Raw genomic sequence first — 17,973 nt, 5'->3', positions numbered from 1 at the left:
GTCGCCGATTTCATCCCCTTGCGCCGCCGCGCGCGCACCAGTAAGGGAGCGGCCAATCATATCATGCGCCTGTTGATCAAGGGCGCCAGCGAACGGGGCTGCAAGCATGGACAATCGCAACAACACTATTGCCGGCTGGGTATTGTTCGCCGGTATTTGCGCTCTCGGCCTGTCGATCGGGACCGGGATGCTGTTTGCGAGCCACAACCCCGAAAAGCCCGGCTATCCGATCGAGGACGCCGAAGGTGGCGGGGGTGCCGCCGAATCGGCCGTGCCGCTCGCCAACCTGCTCGCCGCCGCCGATCCGGCAAAGGGCGAGGCGGTGTTCGCGAAGTGCGCCGCCTGCCACACGATCAACTCGGGCGGCGCCAACGGCATCGGCCCGAACCTGTGGGGCGCGCTGGGCAAGCCGCACGGCCACGTTCCCGGCTTCGCCTATTCGGATGCGCTGAAGAGCGTCCCGGGCAACTGGGATTTCGAAGGCATGGACAAGTGGGTGACGAGCCCGCGCAAATATGCCCCGGGCACGAAGATGTCGTTCGCCGGCCTGTCGAACCCCGAGGATCGCGCCAACCTGATCGTCTATATGAACAGCATGGGGTCCAACCTGCCGCTGCCCGCGCCCGAAGCCGCGCCGGCTGAAGACGCCGCCGCCGAAGGCGAAGCCCCGGCAGAGGGCGCCGCGCCCGCGGCAGGTGACGCGGCTGCCGCGCCCGCCGATGCGGCCGCACCTGCACCGGCCGAAGCGAAAAAGTGATGCGCCGCGCGCCCGCCTTGCTGGCGGTCGCCTTCGCGCTCGCCAGCTGCGGACAGCCGGACCAGCCCGCCTCCACGGACGATCCGGCGTCGGAATCCGCGACACCGGCAGAACCGGCTGAGCCTGCGGCTGCGGTAGAACCGACCGCGGCGATGGGCGAGCCGCTGTTCAAGCGCTGCGTCGCCTGCCACACGATCGACAAGGACGGGCGCAACGGGGTCGGTCCGAACCTGCACGGCATCGTCGGCCGCGCGGTCGCCTCGCACCCCGGCTTCTCCTATTCGGGCGCGATGAAGGCCAGAGGCGGCGTCTGGGACGAAGCCGCGCTCGACGCCTATCTGGCCGCGCCGATGAAGAATCTCCCCGGCACCCGCATGGCCTTTGCCGGCATCCCCGACGCCGCCGAACGCAAGGCGCTGATCCTCTATCTGGCGGCGCAGTCGGAATAGCGCCGGCCGGGCGATTTCCATCTGTCCGGGCTGCTCGCAGCCCCGGCTTTCGCCGGAGCGACGGCGGTCAATGATGATCGTCGTTCGCGTAGAAATCCCGGATGATGCGCCACGCCTCGTCCGCCGTCTCGACGAAGGCGAAGAGGTCGAGGTCGCGGGCGCTGATCACGCCTTCCTCCACCAGCGCCTCGAAATCGACGACCCGGTTCCAGAAGCTCTTGCCGAACAACAGCACGGGAATCGGCTTGATCTTGCCCGTCTGGATCAGCGTCAGCAGTTCGAACATCTCGTCGAAGGTGCCGAAGCCGCCGGGGAACACCGCGACCGCGCGCGCGCGGAGCAGGAAGTGCATCTTGCGCAGCGCGAAATAGTGGAACTGGAAGCTCAGCGACGGGGTGACGTAGCGGTTGGGGGCCTGCTCGTGCGGCAGCACGATGTTGAGCCCGATCGACTCGCGCCCCTCGTCCGCCGCGCCGCGGTTCGCCGCCTCCATGATCGAGGGACCACCCCCCGAGCAGACGACGAAATGCCGGCATCCCCGGTCGTCGCACGGCGTCTGGCTCGCAAGCCGCGCAAGCTGGCGCGCCTCGTCGTAATATTTGGCCTTCGCCTTCAGCCGGCGCGCGATGTTGCGCTGGACGTCGTCGGTGGCCGCGGTTTCGAGCGCATCGGCCTGACCGGGTTCGGGAATACGCGCCGAACCATAGATGACGAGGGTCGACTCGATCCCCGCCTCGTCGAGCAGCAGTTCGGGCTTGAGCAGTTCGAGCTGGAAACGGACCGGGCGCAGATCCTCGCGCAGCAGGAAATCGGTGTCCTGAAAGGCCAGCCGATAGGCGGCGCTGGCGGTCTGCGGCGTGGTGGTCGCCTGCTGGGCGAATTGCGCGTCGTCCTTGGCCTTGTGGAAACGCGAGCGATGGGGTTGCTTGTCTTTTGCCATGCCGCCGCAGCTAGCCGCCCGCGCCGCGCTTGCCAAGTCAGCGGCAGAAACCGTTGCCGCTCATGTCGAGGTGGAAATGATTGTAATGGGCGGCGTTATAGTCGGGGCTGAGCACCGTCCCAAAGCGCCGGCATGCCGATTTGTGCAGCGCGCGCAGAAAGTCCTGCGACGGCCTGTCGCCCTTCCACCCGCCGTCGAGCATGATCCGCCGCCCGTCGGCAAGCACGAAGCCCGCGACGTCAATCGCGTTCGAATAGGCGTGCTGCGACAGCCGCCCCGACCGGCCGCCATAGATGTTGCGGCAGCTGTAGGTGCCATAGGTCTCGATCTTCACGACCTCGGTCCCGAAATATTTCCGCGCCGCGGGGCGCACCGCATATTGCGCCCACGCCGCGAAGTTGCGCGCGAGCGGACAGGTCATCGGCCCGAGGTTCGTCACCGGAGTGCCGATGTCGAGCAGTTTCACCGAATCGATCGAACTGCACCCGCCGCCATGATCCTGGTTCGGCAGCGGCGTGAAGCGCACCCCCGCCTGCTTGAGGTCGAAGGCGCATTGCTGCGCGTCGGTGCTGGTGAAGGACGGTGCGCCGGTGACCTGCGGGCGCTGGACCGTCGTCGCGCCGGGACGCTTCGCATCGGACCGCTTCATCACGTCGGGAGCGCCGAAGCAGGCCGACAGCGCAAAAGCCGCGGTGGCCGCAACGAGCATCCGGGGCTTCAAGACCGTCGGGATCGCCATGCCGTCAAATTATCGACGAAAGGGTTAACAGCCCGTAAACCATCTTCGCGGTTCGTCGCAAATGATGCGAGAGCGGAAGCCCCCGCATCGCCGCCGCCCGCACAAATCATTTGACAGTTGCGCCCTCCTCCTTAAACGCGGCGCCGGGCCACGCGGTCCCAACGCCGCGCGTGCTCTCTGTAAGGAGAGTTGACATGACTGAAGTGCGTAAACCGCAGGCCAAGCCTGCGCGCCCCTTTTTCTCTTCCGGTCCCTGCGCCAAGCCGCCGGGCTGGTCCCCCCAGAAGATCGCTACTGAATCGCTCGGCCGTTCGCATCGTGCGAAGATCGGCAAGGCGCGTCTCGCCCTTTGCATCGACCTGATGCGCGAGATGCTGCGCCTGCCCGACACGCACCGCATCGGCATCGTCCCCGGATCGGACACCGGCGCGTTCGAAATGGCGATGTGGACGATGCTGGGCGCGCGACCGGTCACGGCGCTGGCCTGGGAAAGCTTCGGTGAAGGTTGGATCACCGATGCCGCGAAGCAGCTCAAGCTCGACCCGACGGTCGTCCGCGCCGATTACGGCCAGCTTCCCGACCTGAACCAGGTCGACTGGTCGAATGACGTGCTGTTCACCTGGAACGGCACCACCAGCGGCGTGCGCGTGCCGGACGGCGACTGGATCGCCGACGACCGGCAGGGGCTGTGCTTCGCCGACGCGACCAGCGCCGTGTTCGCCTATGACCTGCCGTGGGACAAGATCGACGTCGCGACCTTCAGCTGGCAGAAAGTGCTGGGCGGCGAAGGCGCGCACGGCGTCCTGATCCTCGGCCCGCGCGCGGTCGAGCGGCTCGAAAGCCACACCCCCGCATGGCCGCTGCCCAAGGTGTTCCGCCTGACGAAGGGCGGCAAGCTGACCGAGGGCGTGTTCAAGGGCGAGACGATTAACACCCCGTCGATGCTCGCGGTCGAGGATGCGATCTTCGCGCTCGAATGGGCAAAGGCGCTCGGCGGGCTCGACGGCCTGAAGGCGCGCAGCGATGCGAACGCCGCGGCGCTCGACGCGATCGTCGCGGACCGCGACTGGCTGAGCCACCTCGCAGCCGATCCGGCGAGCCGGTCGAAAACCTCGGTCTGCCTGTCGGTCGCCGGCGCGGACGCGGATTTCATCAAGAAATTCGCCGGCCTGCTCGAAGCCGAGGGCGCGGCCTATGACATCGCGGGCTATCGCGATGCCCCGCCGGGCCTGCGCATCTGGTGCGGCGCGACCGTCGACACCGCCGACATCGAAGCGCTCGGGCCGTGGCTCGACTGGGCTTACGCCGAACTGTCGACCTGACGCTCCCTCTTTTCCGTTGGCCCTGAGCTTGTCGAAGGGCCGCCCTTTTCTTCCGACGTCCAAAAGAGGAACTGTCCTTCGACAGGCTCGGGACGAACGGCGTTTTTGAAAGTCACCGAAATGACCACACCCAAAGTCCTCATCAGCGACAAAATGGACCCCAAGGCCGCGCAGATCTTCAAGGAGCGCGGCATCCAGGTCGACGAGATCACCGGCAAGACCAGGGACGAGCTGATCGCGATCATCGGCGATTACGACGGCCTCGCGATCCGCTCGGCGACCAAGGTCACCGCCGACGTCCTCGCCGCCGCAACCAATCTGAAGGTCGTCGGCCGCGCCGGGATCGGCGTCGACAATGTCGACATCCCCGAAGCGTCGAAGAAGGGCGTCGTCGTGATGAACACCCCCTTCGGCAACAGCATCACCACCGCCGAGCATGCGATCGCGATGATGTTCGCGCTGGCGCGGCAGATTCCCGAAGCCAATGCGCTGACACAGGCGGGTAAATGGCCGAAGAATGATTTCATGGGCGTCGAACTCACGTCGAAGACGCTCGGCCTGATCGGCTGCGGCAACATCGGCAGCATCGTCGCCGAACGCGCGCTGGGCCTGAGGATGAAGGTCGTCGCCTTCGACCCCTTCCTGACCCCCGAGCGCGCGATCGAACTGGGCGTCGAGAAGGTCGACCTCGACACGCTGCTGGCAAAGGCCGACTTCATCACGCTGCACACGCCGCTGACCGATCAGACGCGCGGCATCCTGTCGAAAGAGAATATCGCAAAGACCAAGCCGGGCGTGCGCATCATCAACTGCGCGCGCGGCGGCCTGATCGACGAGGCGGCGTTGAAGGAAGCGCTCGATTCGGGCCATGTCGCGGGCGCCGCGCTCGACGTCTTCGCGACCGAACCGCCGGCCGCGGACAATCCGCTGCTCGGTACGCCGAACTTCATCTGCACGCCGCACCTCGGCGCCTCGACCGACGAAGCGCAGGTCAATGTCGCGATCCAGGTCGCCGAACAGATTTCGGACTATCTGCTGACCGGCGGCATCACCAACGCGCTCAACGTCCCCAGCCTGTCGGCCGAGGAAGCGCCCAAGCTGCGCCCCTATATGAGCCTGGCCGAAAAGCTCGGCAGCCTCGTCGGCCAGCTCGCGCACGACAATCTGACCACGATCTCGGTCGAGGTCGAGGGCGCGGCGGCCGAGCTCAACATGAAGCCGATCACCGCCGCGGTGCTCACCGGCCTGATGCGGCGCTATTCGGACAGCGTGAACATGGTCAACGCCCCCCACCTCGCGCGCGAGCGCGGGCTGGACGTGCGCGAGGTGCGCCACGACCGCGAGGGCGATTACCAGACGCTCGTCCGCGTCACCGTGGCGACCGAGGCGGGCGATCGGTCGGTCGCGGGCACGCTGTTCGGCAACAACGAACCGCGCCTCGTCGAGATGTTCGGGATCAAGGTCGAGGCCGACCTCGACGGCCATATGCTCTATATCGTCAACGAGGACGCGCCCGGCTTCATCGGCCGCATCGGCACCGCGCTCGGCGAGGCGGGGCTCAACATCGGCACCTTCCACCTCGGCCGCCGCGCCGCGGGGGGCGAAGCGGTGCTGCTGCTCAGCCTCGATTCGCCGATGCCCGAACCGCTGCTGTGGCAGGTCTGCCAGCTTCCCGGCGTGAAGACGGTGAAGGGACTGACGTTTTAAGCCAGCTTTTCAAATCCCGTTCGCATCGAGCGAAGTCGAGATGCCCATCGATGAAACGCTTCCCTTCGGGGTGTCTCGACTACGCTCGACACGAACGGATTTCGAGGTCGGTTGAATCCCTGCCTTCACCCTCCTAAGGCCAGCCCCATGACCAAGGCCCCCGCTCTGCTTCCCGAAGGCCTCCGCGACCGCCTGCCGCGCCAGGCGGAGGCGGCGTCGCGCGTGACGCGCGCGCTGGTCGATGCGATGCGCGCGCACGGTTACGGCCGCGTCGCGCCGCCGCTCGCCGAGTTCCGCGAGACGCTGAGCGGAGACGACGCCCGCGCGGCGCGCGACCTGCTGCGCTTCACCGACCCGGTGTCGCAGCGCACGCTGGCGCTGCGCCCCGACATCACGCGGCAGGTCGGGCGCATCGCCACCTCCCTGCTCGCCGCCGCGCCGCGCCCCCTGCGCCTCTGCTACGCGGGGCAGGTGGTGAAGCTGCGCGCGAGTCAGCTTCGCCCGGCGCGCGAGATGCTGCAGGTCGGCGCCGAACTGATCGGCAGCGACAGCGTCGCGGCGGCGCGCGAGATCGTCTCGGTCGCGATCGACGCGCTCGACGCGGCGGGGATCGGATCGGCGACGATCGACTTCACCCTCCCAGACGTCGTCGACCTGCTCGCCAACGGTCCGTTGCCCGTCGCCGCCGACCGCGAAAATCTGCGCGACGCGCTCGACGCCAAGGATGCGGGCGCGCTCGTCCGTCTCGGCGCCCAGGCCTATCTGCCGCTGCTCCGCGCGACCGGGCCGTTCGACCGCGCGCTCGCTGACCTGCGCGCCTTCGACCGCGACGGCACGCTGGCAAGCCGCCTCGACGCGCTCGAGGCGATCGCCGCGCCGATCCGCCAGCGCGCCGCGCTGACCCTCGATCCCACCGAGCGCCACGGCTTCGCCTATCAAAGCTGGTTCGGTTTCCAGATCTTCGTTCCCGGCCATGGCGACGCGATCGGCCGCGGCGGCGGCTATGCGATCCCGCTCGGCGAGGAACAGGAGGAGCCGGCGGTCGGCTTTTCGCTCTATCCCGACCCGCTGATCGACGACGGCCTGGGCGCCGCGAACGAGGCCGAGCGCCGCATCTTCCTGCCGCTGGGCCACGACGCGGCGCTCGCCGCCAGCCTGCGCGCCGATGGCTGGCGGACGATCGCCGCGCTCACCGACGCCGACGAGGCCGGACGACTCGGTTGCGGGTGGAGCCTGGGGCCCGACGGGCCGGTCGCGGTATAGAGCATCATGCCTTAAATATGCACCGTTTGCCCTGAGCTTGTCGAAGGGCCGTTCTTTCTATCAGGCGCCGCAGAAGAAGGACGGTGCTTCGACAAGCTCAGCACAAACGACCTTGGGGGTGTTCCCCTGCACGACCGGGATCCGGCACGGACCCACCGCATATTCCACGCCCCGCCCCTTGCCTCTGCGGCCAAATCCGCTAAGCCCGCGCCGGGCCGGACCGGGCCGCATTCAGCAGGACAGCATCATGGCAAATGTCACCGTCATCGGGTCGCAATGGGGCGACGAGGGCAAGGGCAAGATCGTCGACTGGCTCGCCAATCGGGCCGACGCGGTCGTCCGCTTTCAGGGCGGGCATAACGCCGGCCATACGCTCGTCGTCGGCAACCAGACCTACAAGCTGTCGCTGCTGCCCTCGGGCATCGTCACCGGCACGCTGTCGATCATCGGCAACGGCGTCGTGCTCGATCCGTGGGCGCTGCGCGACGAAATCGCAAAGCTGCGCGGACAGGGGGTCGAGATCAATCCCGACAATTTCGCCATCGCCGACAATTGCGCGCTGATCCTGCCCTTTCACCGCGACCTCGACGCGCTGCGCGAGACGGCGGCGGGCGCGGGGAAGATCGGCACCACCGGGCGCGGCATCGGTCCCGCCTATGAAGACAAGGTCGGCCGCCGCGCGATCCGCGTCTGCGACCTTGCGCACCTCGACCATCTCGAACCGCAGATCGACCGCCTGACCGCGCACCACGACGCGCTGCGCGCGGGCTTCGGTGAGCCGCCGATCGACCGCGAGCGCCTGCTCGCCGACCTCGCCGAGATCGCCGACTTCGTGCTCGAATATGCGCAGCCGGTGTGGAAGCGGCTGAAGAAGGTGCGCAAGGCGGGCGCGCGCATCCTGTTCGAGGGCGCGCAGGGCGTGCTGCTCGACATCGACCACGGCACCTACCCCTTCGTCACCAGTTCGAACACCGTCAGCGGCACCGCGGCGGCGGGCTCGGGCCTCGGCCCCTCGGCGGTGGGTTTCGTGCTCGGCATCGCCAAGGCCTATACGACGCGCGTCGGCAGCGGCCCCTTTCCGACCGAACTGGAGGACGAGACCGGCCAGCAGCTCGGCGAGCGCGGGCATGAATTCGGCACCGTCACCGGCCGCAAGCGCCGCTGCGGCTGGTTCGACGCGGTGCTGGTGCGGCAGAGCTGCGCGGTGTCGGGCGTCACCGGCATCGCGCTGACCAAACTCGACGTGCTCGACGGGTTCGAGAAGGTGCGCATCTGCACCGGATACCGTCTGCACGGCAAGATCCTCGACTATTTCCCGAGCCACGCCGCCGATCAGGCCGCGGTGGAACCGATCTACGAGGAGATGGAGGGCTGGGCCGAATCGACCGCGGGCGCGCGCAGCTACGCCGATCTGCCGGCGCAGGCGATCAAATATATCCAGCGCGTGCAGGAACTGATCGAAACCCCGATCGCGCTCGTCTCGACCAGTCCCGAGCGCGAGGACACTATCCTGATCCGCGATCCGTTCAGCGACTAGGAAGCGCGCGCGAACGCGCTATAACCCTGCCATCGGGAGGGGGCCTATGGCGACGCGAACCGATGGATGGAGCGAAGGCGGGCGGCTGCTGATCCTGCTGATGGCGATGCTGCTCGTGATGAGCGCGATCGTCCTCGCCATCGCGGGCAGCGGAATCGACGGCACGCGCATGCTGATCCGCGCGAGCGCGCGCTCCTCGCTTCTCCTGTTCGTCGCCGCCTTCACCGCCGGTGCGCTCTTCCGGCTGCGGTCGACGCCGGCAACACGCTGGACGATCCGCAACCGGCGCTGGCTCGGGCTCGGTTTCGCCTTCTCGCACCTCATCCACCTGCTCGCCATCCTGTGGCTGTTCGGCGCCTATGGCGACCGGACACCTCCGCCCCCGATCTCGACGCTCGTCGGCGGGGGAATCGCCTATGTCTTCATCGCCCTGCTCGCGGCGACCTCGTTCGACGGCGCCGTGCGGACGCTCGGCACAAAGAACTGGCAGCGGCTGCGCAAGGCCGGCGTCTGGTACATCTGGCTGATCTTCATGGTCAGCTATGGGGGCCGCGCGGCGATCGCCCCGATGTATATCCCGCCGGCGCTACTGCTGATCGCCGCCGCCGCGGTCCGGTTCGTTCCGGCGCGAAAGAGGGCGACTGCCTAGCGCGCCGCCGCCACGTCGCGGATCGCGGCGACGAAGCCCGCCGGGTCGTTCTCCTGAATGAAATGCCCGCCGTGCAGCGTACGGTGCGCCATGCCGCGCGCGCCGGGGATGCGCTCGACGAACAGCGCATCGCCGCCGCGCGTGATCGGATCGCCGTCGGCAAAGCAGCACAGGAACGGCTTGTCGAATGCCTCCAGCGCCGCCCACGCCCGTTTCTGGTCGGGCACCGCGACATTGTCGCCCAGCGGCACGAAAGACGGGAAGATACGCGCCGCAACCTTCGACGCGCGCGTCGGAAAGGGCGCGTCATAGGCGGCGATTTCCTCTGGTGTCAGCGACCGCTTCGCCCCGGCATTGACGATGCGCCCGATCGGAAAGACCGGGCTGTATCGCGAAAAGGCGCGCCAGATGGCAAAGGCGCGCGGCGCCGGCTGCCCTTCCGGCAGGCCGCCGTTCGACAGCGCGACGCCGGCGAACCGCTCGGGCATTTCCGCCACCAGCCGCAGGCCGATCAGCGAACCCCAGTCCTGACAGGCGAGGATGATGTCCTTCAGATCCAGTGCCTCGATCCACTGCCGCATCCACGCGACCTGCTGCGCATAGCTGTAGGCCGATGCCTCAAGCGGCTTGTCGGACCGGCCAAAGCCGATCAGGTCGGGCACGACGACGCGAAACCCGGCATCGACCGCCGGACCGATCATCTTGCGATACAGATACCCCCAGGTCGGCTCGCCGTGGAGCATCAGCACCGGCTGCGCCGCGGCGTCGCCTTCATCGACATGATGGACGCGCAGACCGTCCGCGATCTCGACATATTGCGGCGCAAAGGGCCAGTCCGGCAACCCGGCGAACCGGTCGTCCGGCGTGCGGTATACGCGCATATCCTTCTCCCCCACTTCTCCCCGATCCAGCTTAGACACGCGCCCGGCAGGCGCAACCCGCTTCCGTTCGGGCGGCAGACGTGGCACGAGAGGCGCATGAGCCGCGTCATCCTCGTCTTCTACGGCAGCTATCGCCAGGACCGGCAGGGCATCAAGCTCGCCCGCTGGATCGTCGAAGCCCTCGCCGCGCGCGGCGACCGCGCCGAACTGGTCGATGCGAAGGCCGTCGACCTGCCGATGCTCGACCGGCGGCACAGCGACTATCGCGAGGGCGAAGCGCCCGCGGCGATGGCCGCGCTGGCCGACCGGATCGCGGCCGCCGACGGCTTCGTCTTCGTGGCGGGCGAATATAACGGCGGCCTGCAGCCGGGGCTCAAGAATCTCGTCGATCATTATCTGCCGCAGTTCGCGTGGCGTCCGGCCGCGGTCGCGTCCTACTCGGCGGGCCCCTTCGCCGGCATCCGCGCCGCGACGGCGTGGCGCACCACGCTGGGCGCGATGGGCATGGTCGTCACCTCGACCCCGCTCAGCCTGGCGCGGATCGGCGGCGCCTTCGATACCGCGGGCCTGCCCGCGGGCGAGGACGGCGGCCGGCTGATCAAGGCCTTTCCGCGCTTCGCCGACGATCTGTGCTGGTGGATCGACGCGGCGAAAGCGCAGCGCGCCGCCGAGCGTCCGCCCTTCTAACCCGTCTTGAGCTCCGCCGTCAGGCGCAGGCTGGCGCGCCAGAAGAAGAAGGCGGGGATCAACCCCAGCCACGCGGCGCCGTACAGGACATAGCGCACGCTTTCCCCGCCGACGCTCGGCACCAATGCATCGGACAGGACGCCGAACAGGAAGGGCCCGAACCCGAGCCCGATCAGATTCTGCCCGAACAGCATGATCGACGCCGCGACCGCGCGCGCCTGCGGCCGCACCAGTCCCTGCACACAGGCGTAGGCGGGGCCGTAATAGGCCGAATTGACGATGCTGGGCACGATCAGCAGCGCCATCGCGACCCGCCAGTCCTCCATATAATAGCCGAGGAACAGCAGCGGCGCGACGATCGCCATGCCATAGGCCGGAAAGGTCAGGATATGCCGCTTGTCGCGCCGGCCGAAGACGTCCGCCGCCTTGCCGCCCAGCCAGGTGCCGAACGCCGCCGCCAGTCCCAGCACCACGGCCATCGACAGCCCCGCTTCGGTCGTCGACAGGCCGTGGCTGCGGATGAAGAAGCTGATCGTCCACAACGCCTTGCCATAGCCGAGGAAGGCCGTCACCGACGCCGCGATCAGGATGTAGACGAAGGCGCGCGAGGCGAAGACCTCCCTGAGCGCCGCGCTTGCGGGAAGCGCCGCGGTCGCGGAAGCGGCGGTCGCCTCCGCGACGCGGTGATGGCGCGGCTCGCGCATGACGAAGAGCACGACGAGCGCGAGGATCAATCCCGGCAGGCCCACGAGCATCAGCGCGATGCGCCAGCCATAAAGGTCGTTGACCACGCCGCCGAGGATCAATCCGAGCAGCGAGCCGACCGGGACGCCGAGGCCGTAGAAGGCGATCGCCGACGAACGCTTCGCCGCCGGCACGCTGTCGGTGATCAGCGAATGCGCCGCCGGGGTGCAGCCCGCCTCGCCGACGCCGACGCCGATCCGCGCGAGGAGAAGCTGCACGAAATTCTGCGCTAGCCCGCACACCGCAGTCATCACCGACCAGATGGCGAGCGCCAGCGCGATCAGCCGGACGCGGTTCGTCCCGGCTTTGTCGGCATGGCGCGCGATCGGGATGCCGAGCAGCGCATAGAAGACCGCGAAGGCCGGGCCGGCGAGCAGCCCGAGTTCGGTATCGGTCAAGCCGAGGTCGCCCTTGATCGGTTCGGCAAGGATGTTGACGATCTGCCGGTCGAGGAAATTGAAGATATAGACGATCAGCAGGAGCCACAGCGTCGCGCGCGTCCCCGTGCCCATGCCGTCCGTGGGCGGCGACCCGAGCCCCGGTGCAAGGGCAGATTTATCGTTCATTCGTCTCTCCGCCGCCATGGGTGCAGAGGCCAAACGAGCGTGTCAATGGCGCTGAAAGCGGTGCGAAAGACCGCGCCGGCTTTGCCGTTACGGCGACCGGGCCCGCGTGCAGCAAAAAAAAATGGGGATGCTTCATCCGCCATATCCGCTCCCCGGCCAAAGCCGGGGTCCAGACGAGGCGGCGCCATCGGGCATGGCCATCTGTCGCCGGGGAACCGGAACCGCTCCATGTATCGACGGAGATGCGCCGAAAATTTCGCTGGCCCCGGGGCGCCGCCCGAACCGGCATGAAAAGTGCCGGAGCAGCGAGTACTAAATCCGAACCGCTCGTCCGTTTGTGCTGAGCTTGTCGAAGCACCGTGCTTCTTCTTGCGGCGCCAAAGGAAAGAACAAGCCCTTCGATAGGCTCAGGGCAAAGGGTTCGGACTTAGGACACGGCGCTCAAGACTCTGATGACTTTAGATTGACCCACTTCGTCATTGCGACCCCGGACCTGATCCGGGGGAAGCAATCCAGAGCGGTTACCGCACACTCTGGATTGCCGCGCGGCTCCGCCGCTCGCAATGACGATTCCATTCGATGTCATCACGGTCTAGCGCCGCGACCGGCGCAGCCACCCGGCTTCCTCGCCCTCGAGCAAATCCATCGGCACCTGAATGGCCCGAATGGCAAGGCGCACCTCGAGGAGGAACAGCAGCAGCGACGCGAGCAGCAGCAGCATCGCCAGCGCAAAGGCCCACGACGCCGCGACCCCCAGGTTCAGGCCGGTGAACGCCTGGGTGAACAGCAGCGCGACGAGCAGGCAGACGACGATGCCGCAGGCGACGGCGGCGAGGATCGAATTGTTGATGACCCGCATCCGGCGGTCGGCGGCGCGCAGTTCGGCGACGACGCGCGCATGCTCATCACCCTCGGTTTCCGGCCAGCGCGCCATCAGCACCCGCGAACGGTCGACGACGCGCGACAGCCGGCCCGCGAGCACGTTGAGCAGGCTGCCGGTCGCCACCAGCAGGAATACCGGCGTCACCGACAACTGGATCGTCTGCGCAATCGCGCTCGCGTCCGCCGCCATCGTCAAGCCGGCCGCTCCGCCGCGAACCGGTAGTCCCGTCCGTTCATGGGCCGCGACCCGCCCGCCCGGTCACCGGTCAGCCGCCCGCCGCAACCGACGGCGTATTGACGCCGTGCATCTGCAGGAACTTGCGGATGTTGCGCGCCGCCTGCCGGATGCGCTGCTCATTCTCGACCATCGCGATGCGGACGAAGCCCTCGCCGTCCTCGCCATAGCCGACGCCCGGCGCGACCGCGACCTTGGCGTGGGTCAGAAGCTGTTTCGAGAATTCGAGGCTGCCCATGTCCCGCAGCGCGGGGGGCAGCGGCGCCCAGGCGAACATCGATGCCGGCGGACTGGGAATCTCCCAACCCGCGCGGCCGAAGCTTTCGACCATCACGTCGCGGCGCTTCTGATACAGGTCGCGGTTGCGCGCGACGATGTCCTGCGGGCCGTTGAGCGCCGCGCAGGCGGCTGCCTGGATCGGCGTGAAGGCGCCATAGTCGAGATAGGATTTGACGCGCGTCATCGCCGCGATCAGCCGCTTGTTGCCGACCGCGAACCCCATACGCCAGCCCGCCATCGAGTATGTCTTGGACATCGAGGTGAATTCGATCGCGACATCCTTCGCCCCCGGCACCTGAAGGATCGAGGGCGTCGGGTTGCCGTCGTAATACAGCTCCGAATAGGCGAGGTCGCTGAGCACCCAGACCTTGTTTTCCTTCGCCCAGGCGACGAGCCGTTCGTAGAAGGCGAGGTCGACCGCTTCGGCCGTCGGGTTCGACGGGTAGTTGACGACCAGGATCGACGGACGCGGCACGGTGAAGGCCATCGCGCGGTCGAGCGCCCGCCAGTAATTCTCGTCGGGGGTCGTCGGCACGCTGCGGATCGTCGCCCCGGCGATGATGAAGCCGAAGGTGTGGATCGGATAGCTGGGGTTCGGCGCGAGCACGACGTCGCCGGGCCCGGTGATCGCGGTGGCGAGGCTCGCGAGCCCTTCCTTCGACCCCATCGTCACCACGACCTCGCTTTCGGGGTCGAGTTCGACGTTGAAGCGGCGCGCATAATAATTGGCCTGCGCGCGGCGCAGCCCCGGAATCCCCTTCGACTGCGAATAGCCGTGAGCGTCCGGTTTCTGCGCGACCTCGCACAGCTTGTCGATGACGTGCTGCGGCGGCGGCAGGTCGGGGTTGCCCATCCCCAGATCGATGATGTCCTCGCCCGCCGCGCGTGCTGCCGCTCGCATCGCGTTGACTTCGGCGATGACATAGGGCGGCAAGCGCTTGATGCGATAGAATTCATCCTCGGACATGGGAACTGGAACAACTCCTTTTCGTTAAGTTCGGCCTTGACGCGAGCGGCAATCTCGCCAGCCGCATCGCGGCTTGTTATAGGCATAATATCGGCACTGACCAGCAGGAACGAGCATGAGCGACGCGGGCGGCAATACGGGCGGGGACGACAACGGCACGACGCCGAACCCCTTCATCCCCTCCCCCGACGACATGCAGCATTGGGCGAGCGTGATGGCCCGCGCGCAGCAGATGATGCTCGACCATGCGATGGGGCAGGCCGGGGCTGACAGGCAGACCGACAAGGATGGAAGCGCGGGCGCGGCGTCGCCGTTCGACCCCGCCACCTGGCTGGCAAACCCCGCGGCGCAGATGTGGGCCGAACAGAGCGCCAGGATGTGGGAACAGGGGGTGCAGTTCTGGTCGTCGCTCGCGACGCTGCAACCGCCCTTTGCGCCCGCGGCACCGGCCGACGCACCGAAGGACCGGCGCTTTACCGATCCCGACTGGACACAGAACCCGGTGTTCGCGCTGATTCGCCAGACCTACGGCCTGCTATCCGACCAGATGCTCGCCACCACCCGCCAGCTTTCGGGCCTCGACCCCGAAGCGCGCGCGAAGCTGGAGTTCGCGGCGAAGGCGACCGCCGAGGCGCTGTCGCCGACCAACCTTGCGATCACCAATCCCGAGGTCATCAAGCGCGCGGTCGAGACGCGCGGCGAAAGCCTGCTCAAGGGGCTGAAGCACATGCTCGCGGACCTCGCGCGCGGGCAATTGAGCCATGTCGATACCGACGCGTTCGAGGTCGGGGTCAATATCGCGACGACTCCCGGCAGGGTCATCCACGAAACCGAACTCTACCAGCTCATCCATTATGCCCCGACGACCGCGGAGGTCTTCACCGTCCCGCTCGTCATCTTCCCGCCATGGATCAACCGCTTCTACATCCTCGACCTCAACCCGCAGAAAAGCTTCGTGCGCTGGGCTGTCGATCAGGGATTGTCGGTGTTCATGGTGTCGTGGAAATCGGCCGACGCCTCGATGAAGGACGTGGTGTGGGACGATTATGTCGCGGCGCAGGTCGATGCGATCGACACGGTGCGCGACCTGCTCGGCGTGCCGCACGTCCATACGATCGGCTATTGCGTCGCCGGGACGACGCTCGCCGCGACGCTGGCGATGCTCGCGGCGCGGGGCGAGGCGGACAAGGTCAGGTCGGTGACCTTTTTCACCGCGCAGGTCGATTTTGAGCTCGCGGGCGACCTCAAGCTGTTCGTCGACGATAGCTATCTCGCGCTGCTCCAGCAGTTGTCGGCGCCGGGCTTCCTCGATGGGCGCTACATGGCGGCGACCTTCAACAGCCTGCGCGGCCGCGACCTGATCTGGAACTATGTCGTCAACAATTATCTGCTCGGCAACGACTATCCGCCCTTCGACCTGCTCTACTGGAACGGCGACACGACCAACCTGCCCGCGAAGTGGCACCGGCAATATCTGGTCGATCTCTATCGCGACAACCGCCTCGTCCTTCCCGGCAGCCTGTCGGTGTGCGGCACGCCCGTCGACCTCCGCAAGATAGAGACCCCCGCCTATATCCAGGCGGGACGGGAGGATCATATCGCGCCGCTCGCCAGCGTCTGGCGGCTGATGGACCATCTGTCGGGTCCCAGGACCTTCGTGCTCGCCGGATCGGGGCATATCGCGGGCGTCGTCAACCCGCCTGCGGCGCACAAATATCAATATTGGACCGGCGACAACGACGCCAAATCGCTCGCCGAGTTCGAGGCCGGCGCGACCGAGACCAAGGGAAGCTGGTGGCCGCACTGGATCGGCTGGATCTCGGCGCAGGACGGCAAGAAAACGGCCGCCAAGGGCGCGCGCATCCCCGGCAAGGGCAAGAAAAAGGCGATCGAGGATGCCCCCGGCCGCTATGTCAAGCAGCGGTAATATCGCGCGAATATAGCGGCCCCCGACAGGCGCCACGAATTTTTTGTGCAGCGCACAAAAAATCTCTTGAAATCGACGACTCCCTCCTATATTGTGCACTGCAACATAAAGGAGTTGTTTCGATGGCTACCAAGATGGACAGTGCTGAAAAGGCTTTCGAAGCCGCGACGCTGGAAACCGCCGCCAAGCCGGCGACTCCGGTTGCCCCGGCCGTGACCGCAGACGCCGCCCCGGCGCCCGCGAAGGCCGAAGCGCCCAAGACCCCGACCGTGAAGGCGAAGGCCAAGCCGGTCCAAAAGAAGGCCGCGAAGCCGGCCGTCAAGAAGGTCGCCCCCAAGAAGGCGGCTGCCAGGAAGACCGCCCCCAAGGCCGCGCCGAAGCCGGTCGCCGCCGCCACCAAAGGATTCAAGACCATGAACGACACCGTCAAGAAGTTCGCCGACGAAGCCAAGACCCGCGTCGAGACCCTGACCGCCGATTTCAACCAGCGCGCCAAGGATGCGATGGCGAAGTCGGGCAAGATCGCCGAAGAGGCCGCCGAGTTCAACAAGGCGAACATCGAAGCGATCGTCGAATCGGGCAAGATCGCGGCCAAGGGCTTCGAAACGCTGGGCCAGGAAGGCGTTGCCTTCGCCCGCAAGAGCTTCGAGGACACCACCGCCGCGCTGAAGGGCTACACCACCGTCAAGTCGCCGGCCGAGTTCCTGAAGCTCTATGCCGAGAACAGCAAGAAGGCGTTCGACGCCGCCGTCGCGCAGACCTCGAAGACCAGCGAGCTGGTCGTCAAGCTGGCGAACGACAGCTTTGCGCCGATCTCGAACCGCGTTTCGGTCATCAGCTCGAAGATGAAGGCAGCCTAAGGGCCTTTTTCTTCCCGGTTGGTGCGGGCACTCCCCCTCCTCTCCCCGCCCGCGCCGACACTCCCAAGACCGCTCGCTTCCTTTTCGGAAGCGGGCGGTTCTTGCTTTCGCCGGCCCTTGCGGCGCGGCGAATTAACCACCCCTCCCTCTTGCGATTCCGGCTGGGCTTGCGATATTCCCCCGATGATGCTTCCCGCTTCGATCCCGCATCTGGTCCACGCGATGGCGGACAAGGACGATGGCGCGCCCGGCACCCCCGGCGTCGGCATCGCGACGCGCACGCGCGCGAAGCCCAAGAAGCCGTCGATGTACAAGGTGCTGCTGCTCAACGACGACTACACGCCGATGGAATTTGTCGTGATGGTGCTCCAGCGCTTCTTCAACATGGACATCGAGCGCGCGACGCAGGTGATGCTGCACGTCCACCAGCAGGGCGTCGGCGTCTGCGGCGTCTTCAGCTACGAGGTCGCCGAGACCAAGGTCAACCAGGTGATGGACGCGGCACGGCAGAACCAGCACCCGCTGCAGTGCACGCTGGAGAAGGCGTAAACGGTTCATCCCCTCCCGCATGCGGGAGGGGCA

17 protein-coding genes are annotated in these 17,973 nt (G+C 67.1%); 11 read left to right on the top strand and 6 right to left on the bottom strand.

Annotated features, from left to right (window positions below; all coding sequences use genetic code 11):
- The first annotated feature begins 106 nt into the window (after positions 1-106).
- Together ABS88_RS05610 and ABS88_RS05605 are read left to right on the top strand one after the other, a co-directional pair.
- Complete coding sequence (locus ABS88_RS05610) at positions 107-757, top strand: c-type cytochrome (RefSeq protein ID WP_067181810.1); 651 nt, start codon at positions 107-109, stop codon at positions 755-757.
- A complete protein-coding gene (locus tag ABS88_RS05605) occupies positions 757-1,206 on the top strand; it encodes a c-type cytochrome (RefSeq protein WP_076074381.1) in 450 nt (149 codons plus the stop codon). Before ABS88_RS05610 ends, ABS88_RS05605 begins: the two co-directional genes overlap by 1 nt.
- Positions 1,207-1,273: 67 nt before the next feature.
- Here ABS88_RS05605 and ABS88_RS05600 read toward each other — a convergent pair whose 3' ends face one another.
- Together ABS88_RS05600 and ABS88_RS05595 are read right to left on the bottom strand one after the other, a co-directional pair.
- Positions 1,274-2,146 (bottom strand): LOG family protein, encoded by an 873-nt coding sequence (locus tag ABS88_RS05600; protein ID WP_076074379.1) that lies wholly within the window; start codon positions 2,144-2,146, stop codon positions 1,274-1,276.
- Positions 2,147-2,183: 37 nt separating this feature from the next.
- On the bottom strand, positions 2,184-2,855 hold the full coding sequence (locus ABS88_RS05595) for an extensin family protein (RefSeq protein ID WP_234002577.1): 672 nt from the start codon (positions 2,853-2,855) through the stop codon (positions 2,184-2,186).
- A 224-nt stretch (positions 2,856-3,079) separates the two neighbouring features.
- Here ABS88_RS05595 and ABS88_RS05590 point away from each other — a divergent pair, with 224 nt between their 5' ends.
- From ABS88_RS05590 to ABS88_RS05570, 5 genes are all read left to right on the top strand, one after another.
- Positions 3,080-4,207 (top strand): phosphoserine transaminase, encoded by a 1,128-nt coding sequence (locus tag ABS88_RS05590; RefSeq protein WP_076074376.1) that lies wholly within the window; start codon positions 3,080-3,082, stop codon positions 4,205-4,207.
- 120 nt (positions 4,208-4,327) lie between these two features.
- On the top strand, positions 4,328-5,914 hold the full coding sequence (gene serA / locus ABS88_RS05585) for a phosphoglycerate dehydrogenase (RefSeq protein WP_076077632.1): 1,587 nt from the start codon (positions 4,328-4,330) through the stop codon (positions 5,912-5,914).
- Positions 5,915-6,061: 147 nt separating this feature from the next.
- Positions 6,062-7,177, top strand: coding sequence for an ATP phosphoribosyltransferase regulatory subunit (locus tag ABS88_RS05580; protein ID WP_286749389.1), 1,116 nt, complete (start codon positions 6,062-6,064; stop codon positions 7,175-7,177).
- Between the two features lie 247 nt (positions 7,178-7,424).
- Complete coding sequence (locus tag ABS88_RS05575) at positions 7,425-8,714, top strand: adenylosuccinate synthase (protein ID WP_067113039.1); 1,290 nt, start codon at positions 7,425-7,427, stop codon at positions 8,712-8,714.
- 46 nt (positions 8,715-8,760) lie between these two features.
- Positions 8,761-9,363 carry a hypothetical protein gene (locus ABS88_RS05570; RefSeq protein WP_286749388.1) on the top strand — a complete coding sequence of 201 codons (603 nt, stop codon included), beginning with the start codon at positions 8,761-8,763 and terminating at the stop codon, positions 9,361-9,363.
- On the opposite strand, the gene ABS88_RS05565 is transcribed toward ABS88_RS05570, so the two are convergent.
- Positions 9,360-10,244: a haloalkane dehalogenase gene (locus ABS88_RS05565; protein WP_076074371.1), complete on the bottom strand. Its 885-nt coding sequence runs from the start codon at positions 10,242-10,244 to the stop codon at positions 9,360-9,362. The genes ABS88_RS05570 and ABS88_RS05565 overlap by 4 nt on opposite strands.
- 96 nt (positions 10,245-10,340) lie before the next feature.
- Here ABS88_RS05565 and ABS88_RS05560 point away from each other — a divergent pair, with 96 nt between their 5' ends.
- Positions 10,341-10,931 carry an NADPH-dependent FMN reductase gene (locus tag ABS88_RS05560; RefSeq protein WP_067113033.1) on the top strand — a complete coding sequence of 197 codons (591 nt, stop codon included), beginning with the start codon at positions 10,341-10,343 and terminating at the stop codon, positions 10,929-10,931.
- Here ABS88_RS05560 and ABS88_RS05555 read toward each other — a convergent pair.
- From ABS88_RS05555 to ABS88_RS05545, 3 genes are all read right to left on the bottom strand, one after another.
- The gene (locus tag ABS88_RS05555) at positions 10,928-12,241 is read right to left on the bottom strand and encodes a spinster family MFS transporter (RefSeq protein ID WP_076074369.1); all 1,314 of its coding nucleotides are present in this window, start codon (positions 12,239-12,241) and stop codon (positions 10,928-10,930) included. The two genes, ABS88_RS05560 and ABS88_RS05555, sit on opposite strands and share 4 nt — an antisense overlap.
- 592 nt (positions 12,242-12,833) lie before the next feature.
- Entirely contained in the window at positions 12,834-13,313 is a 480-nt protein-coding gene (locus ABS88_RS05550; RefSeq protein WP_067113704.1) for a DUF2721 domain-containing protein, read from the bottom strand.
- Between the two features lie 76 nt (positions 13,314-13,389).
- Positions 13,390-14,604: an LL-diaminopimelate aminotransferase gene (locus tag ABS88_RS05545; protein WP_067113702.1), complete on the bottom strand. Its 1,215-nt coding sequence runs from the start codon at positions 14,602-14,604 to the stop codon at positions 13,390-13,392.
- A gap of 115 nt (positions 14,605-14,719) precedes the next feature.
- Here ABS88_RS05545 and ABS88_RS05540 point away from each other — a divergent pair, with 115 nt between their 5' ends.
- From ABS88_RS05540 to clpS, 3 genes are all read left to right on the top strand, one after another.
- On the top strand, positions 14,720-16,531 hold the full coding sequence (locus tag ABS88_RS05540) for a PHA/PHB synthase family protein (RefSeq protein ID WP_076074366.1): 1,812 nt from the start codon (positions 14,720-14,722) through the stop codon (positions 16,529-16,531).
- Between the two features lie 122 nt (positions 16,532-16,653).
- Positions 16,654-17,391 (top strand): phasin family protein, encoded by a 738-nt coding sequence (locus ABS88_RS25020; protein ID WP_104959390.1) that lies wholly within the window; start codon positions 16,654-16,656, stop codon positions 17,389-17,391.
- Between the two features lie 183 nt (positions 17,392-17,574).
- Positions 17,575-17,940 carry an ATP-dependent Clp protease adapter ClpS gene (gene clpS, locus ABS88_RS05530; RefSeq protein ID WP_067113696.1) on the top strand — a complete coding sequence of 122 codons (366 nt, stop codon included), beginning with the start codon at positions 17,575-17,577 and terminating at the stop codon, positions 17,938-17,940.
- Positions 17,941-17,973: the final 33 nt, after the last annotated feature.

It is taken from the genome of Sphingopyxis sp. SCN 67-31 (genome assembly GCF_001725095.1).
Note: the sequence above shows the minus strand (reverse complement) of the source record. Positions and strands in the feature narration are given on the sequence as shown.

Coding starts and splice junctions, on each gene's coding strand:
- ABS88_RS05545 (WP_067113702.1), bottom strand. CDS start 14,604: ATGTCCGAGGATGAATTCTATCGCATCAAGCGCTTGCCGCCCTATGTC.
- ABS88_RS05540 (WP_076074366.1), top strand. CDS start 14,720: ATGAGCGACGCGGGCGGCAATACGGGCGGGGACGACAACGGCACGACG.
- ABS88_RS05575 (WP_067113039.1), top strand. CDS start 7,425: ATGGCAAATGTCACCGTCATCGGGTCGCAATGGGGCGACGAGGGCAAG.
- ABS88_RS05555 (WP_076074369.1), bottom strand. CDS start 12,241: ATGAACGATAAATCTGCCCTTGCACCGGGGCTCGGGTCGCCGCCCACG.
- ABS88_RS05600 (WP_076074379.1), bottom strand. CDS start 2,146: ATGGCAAAAGACAAGCAACCCCATCGCTCGCGTTTCCACAAGGCCAAG.
- clpS (WP_067113696.1), top strand. CDS start 17,575: ATGATGCTTCCCGCTTCGATCCCGCATCTGGTCCACGCGATGGCGGAC.
- ABS88_RS05595 (WP_234002577.1), bottom strand. CDS start 2,855: ATGCTCGTTGCGGCCACCGCGGCTTTTGCGCTGTCGGCCTGCTTCGGC.
- ABS88_RS05590 (WP_076074376.1), top strand. CDS start 3,080: ATGACTGAAGTGCGTAAACCGCAGGCCAAGCCTGCGCGCCCCTTTTTC.
- ABS88_RS05610 (WP_067181810.1), top strand. CDS start 107: ATGGACAATCGCAACAACACTATTGCCGGCTGGGTATTGTTCGCCGGT.
- ABS88_RS05560 (WP_067113033.1), top strand. CDS start 10,341: ATGAGCCGCGTCATCCTCGTCTTCTACGGCAGCTATCGCCAGGACCGG.
- serA (WP_076077632.1), top strand. CDS start 4,328: ATGACCACACCCAAAGTCCTCATCAGCGACAAAATGGACCCCAAGGCC.
- ABS88_RS05550 (WP_067113704.1), bottom strand. CDS start 13,313: ATGGCGGCGGACGCGAGCGCGATTGCGCAGACGATCCAGTTGTCGGTG.
- ABS88_RS05605 (WP_076074381.1), top strand. CDS start 757: ATGCGCCGCGCGCCCGCCTTGCTGGCGGTCGCCTTCGCGCTCGCCAGC.
- ABS88_RS05570 (WP_286749388.1), top strand. CDS start 8,761: ATGGCGACGCGAACCGATGGATGGAGCGAAGGCGGGCGGCTGCTGATC.
- ABS88_RS25020 (WP_104959390.1), top strand. CDS start 16,654: ATGGCTACCAAGATGGACAGTGCTGAAAAGGCTTTCGAAGCCGCGACG.
- ABS88_RS05580 (WP_286749389.1), top strand. CDS start 6,062: ATGACCAAGGCCCCCGCTCTGCTTCCCGAAGGCCTCCGCGACCGCCTG.
- ABS88_RS05565 (WP_076074371.1), bottom strand. CDS start 10,244: ATGCGCGTATACCGCACGCCGGACGACCGGTTCGCCGGGTTGCCGGAC.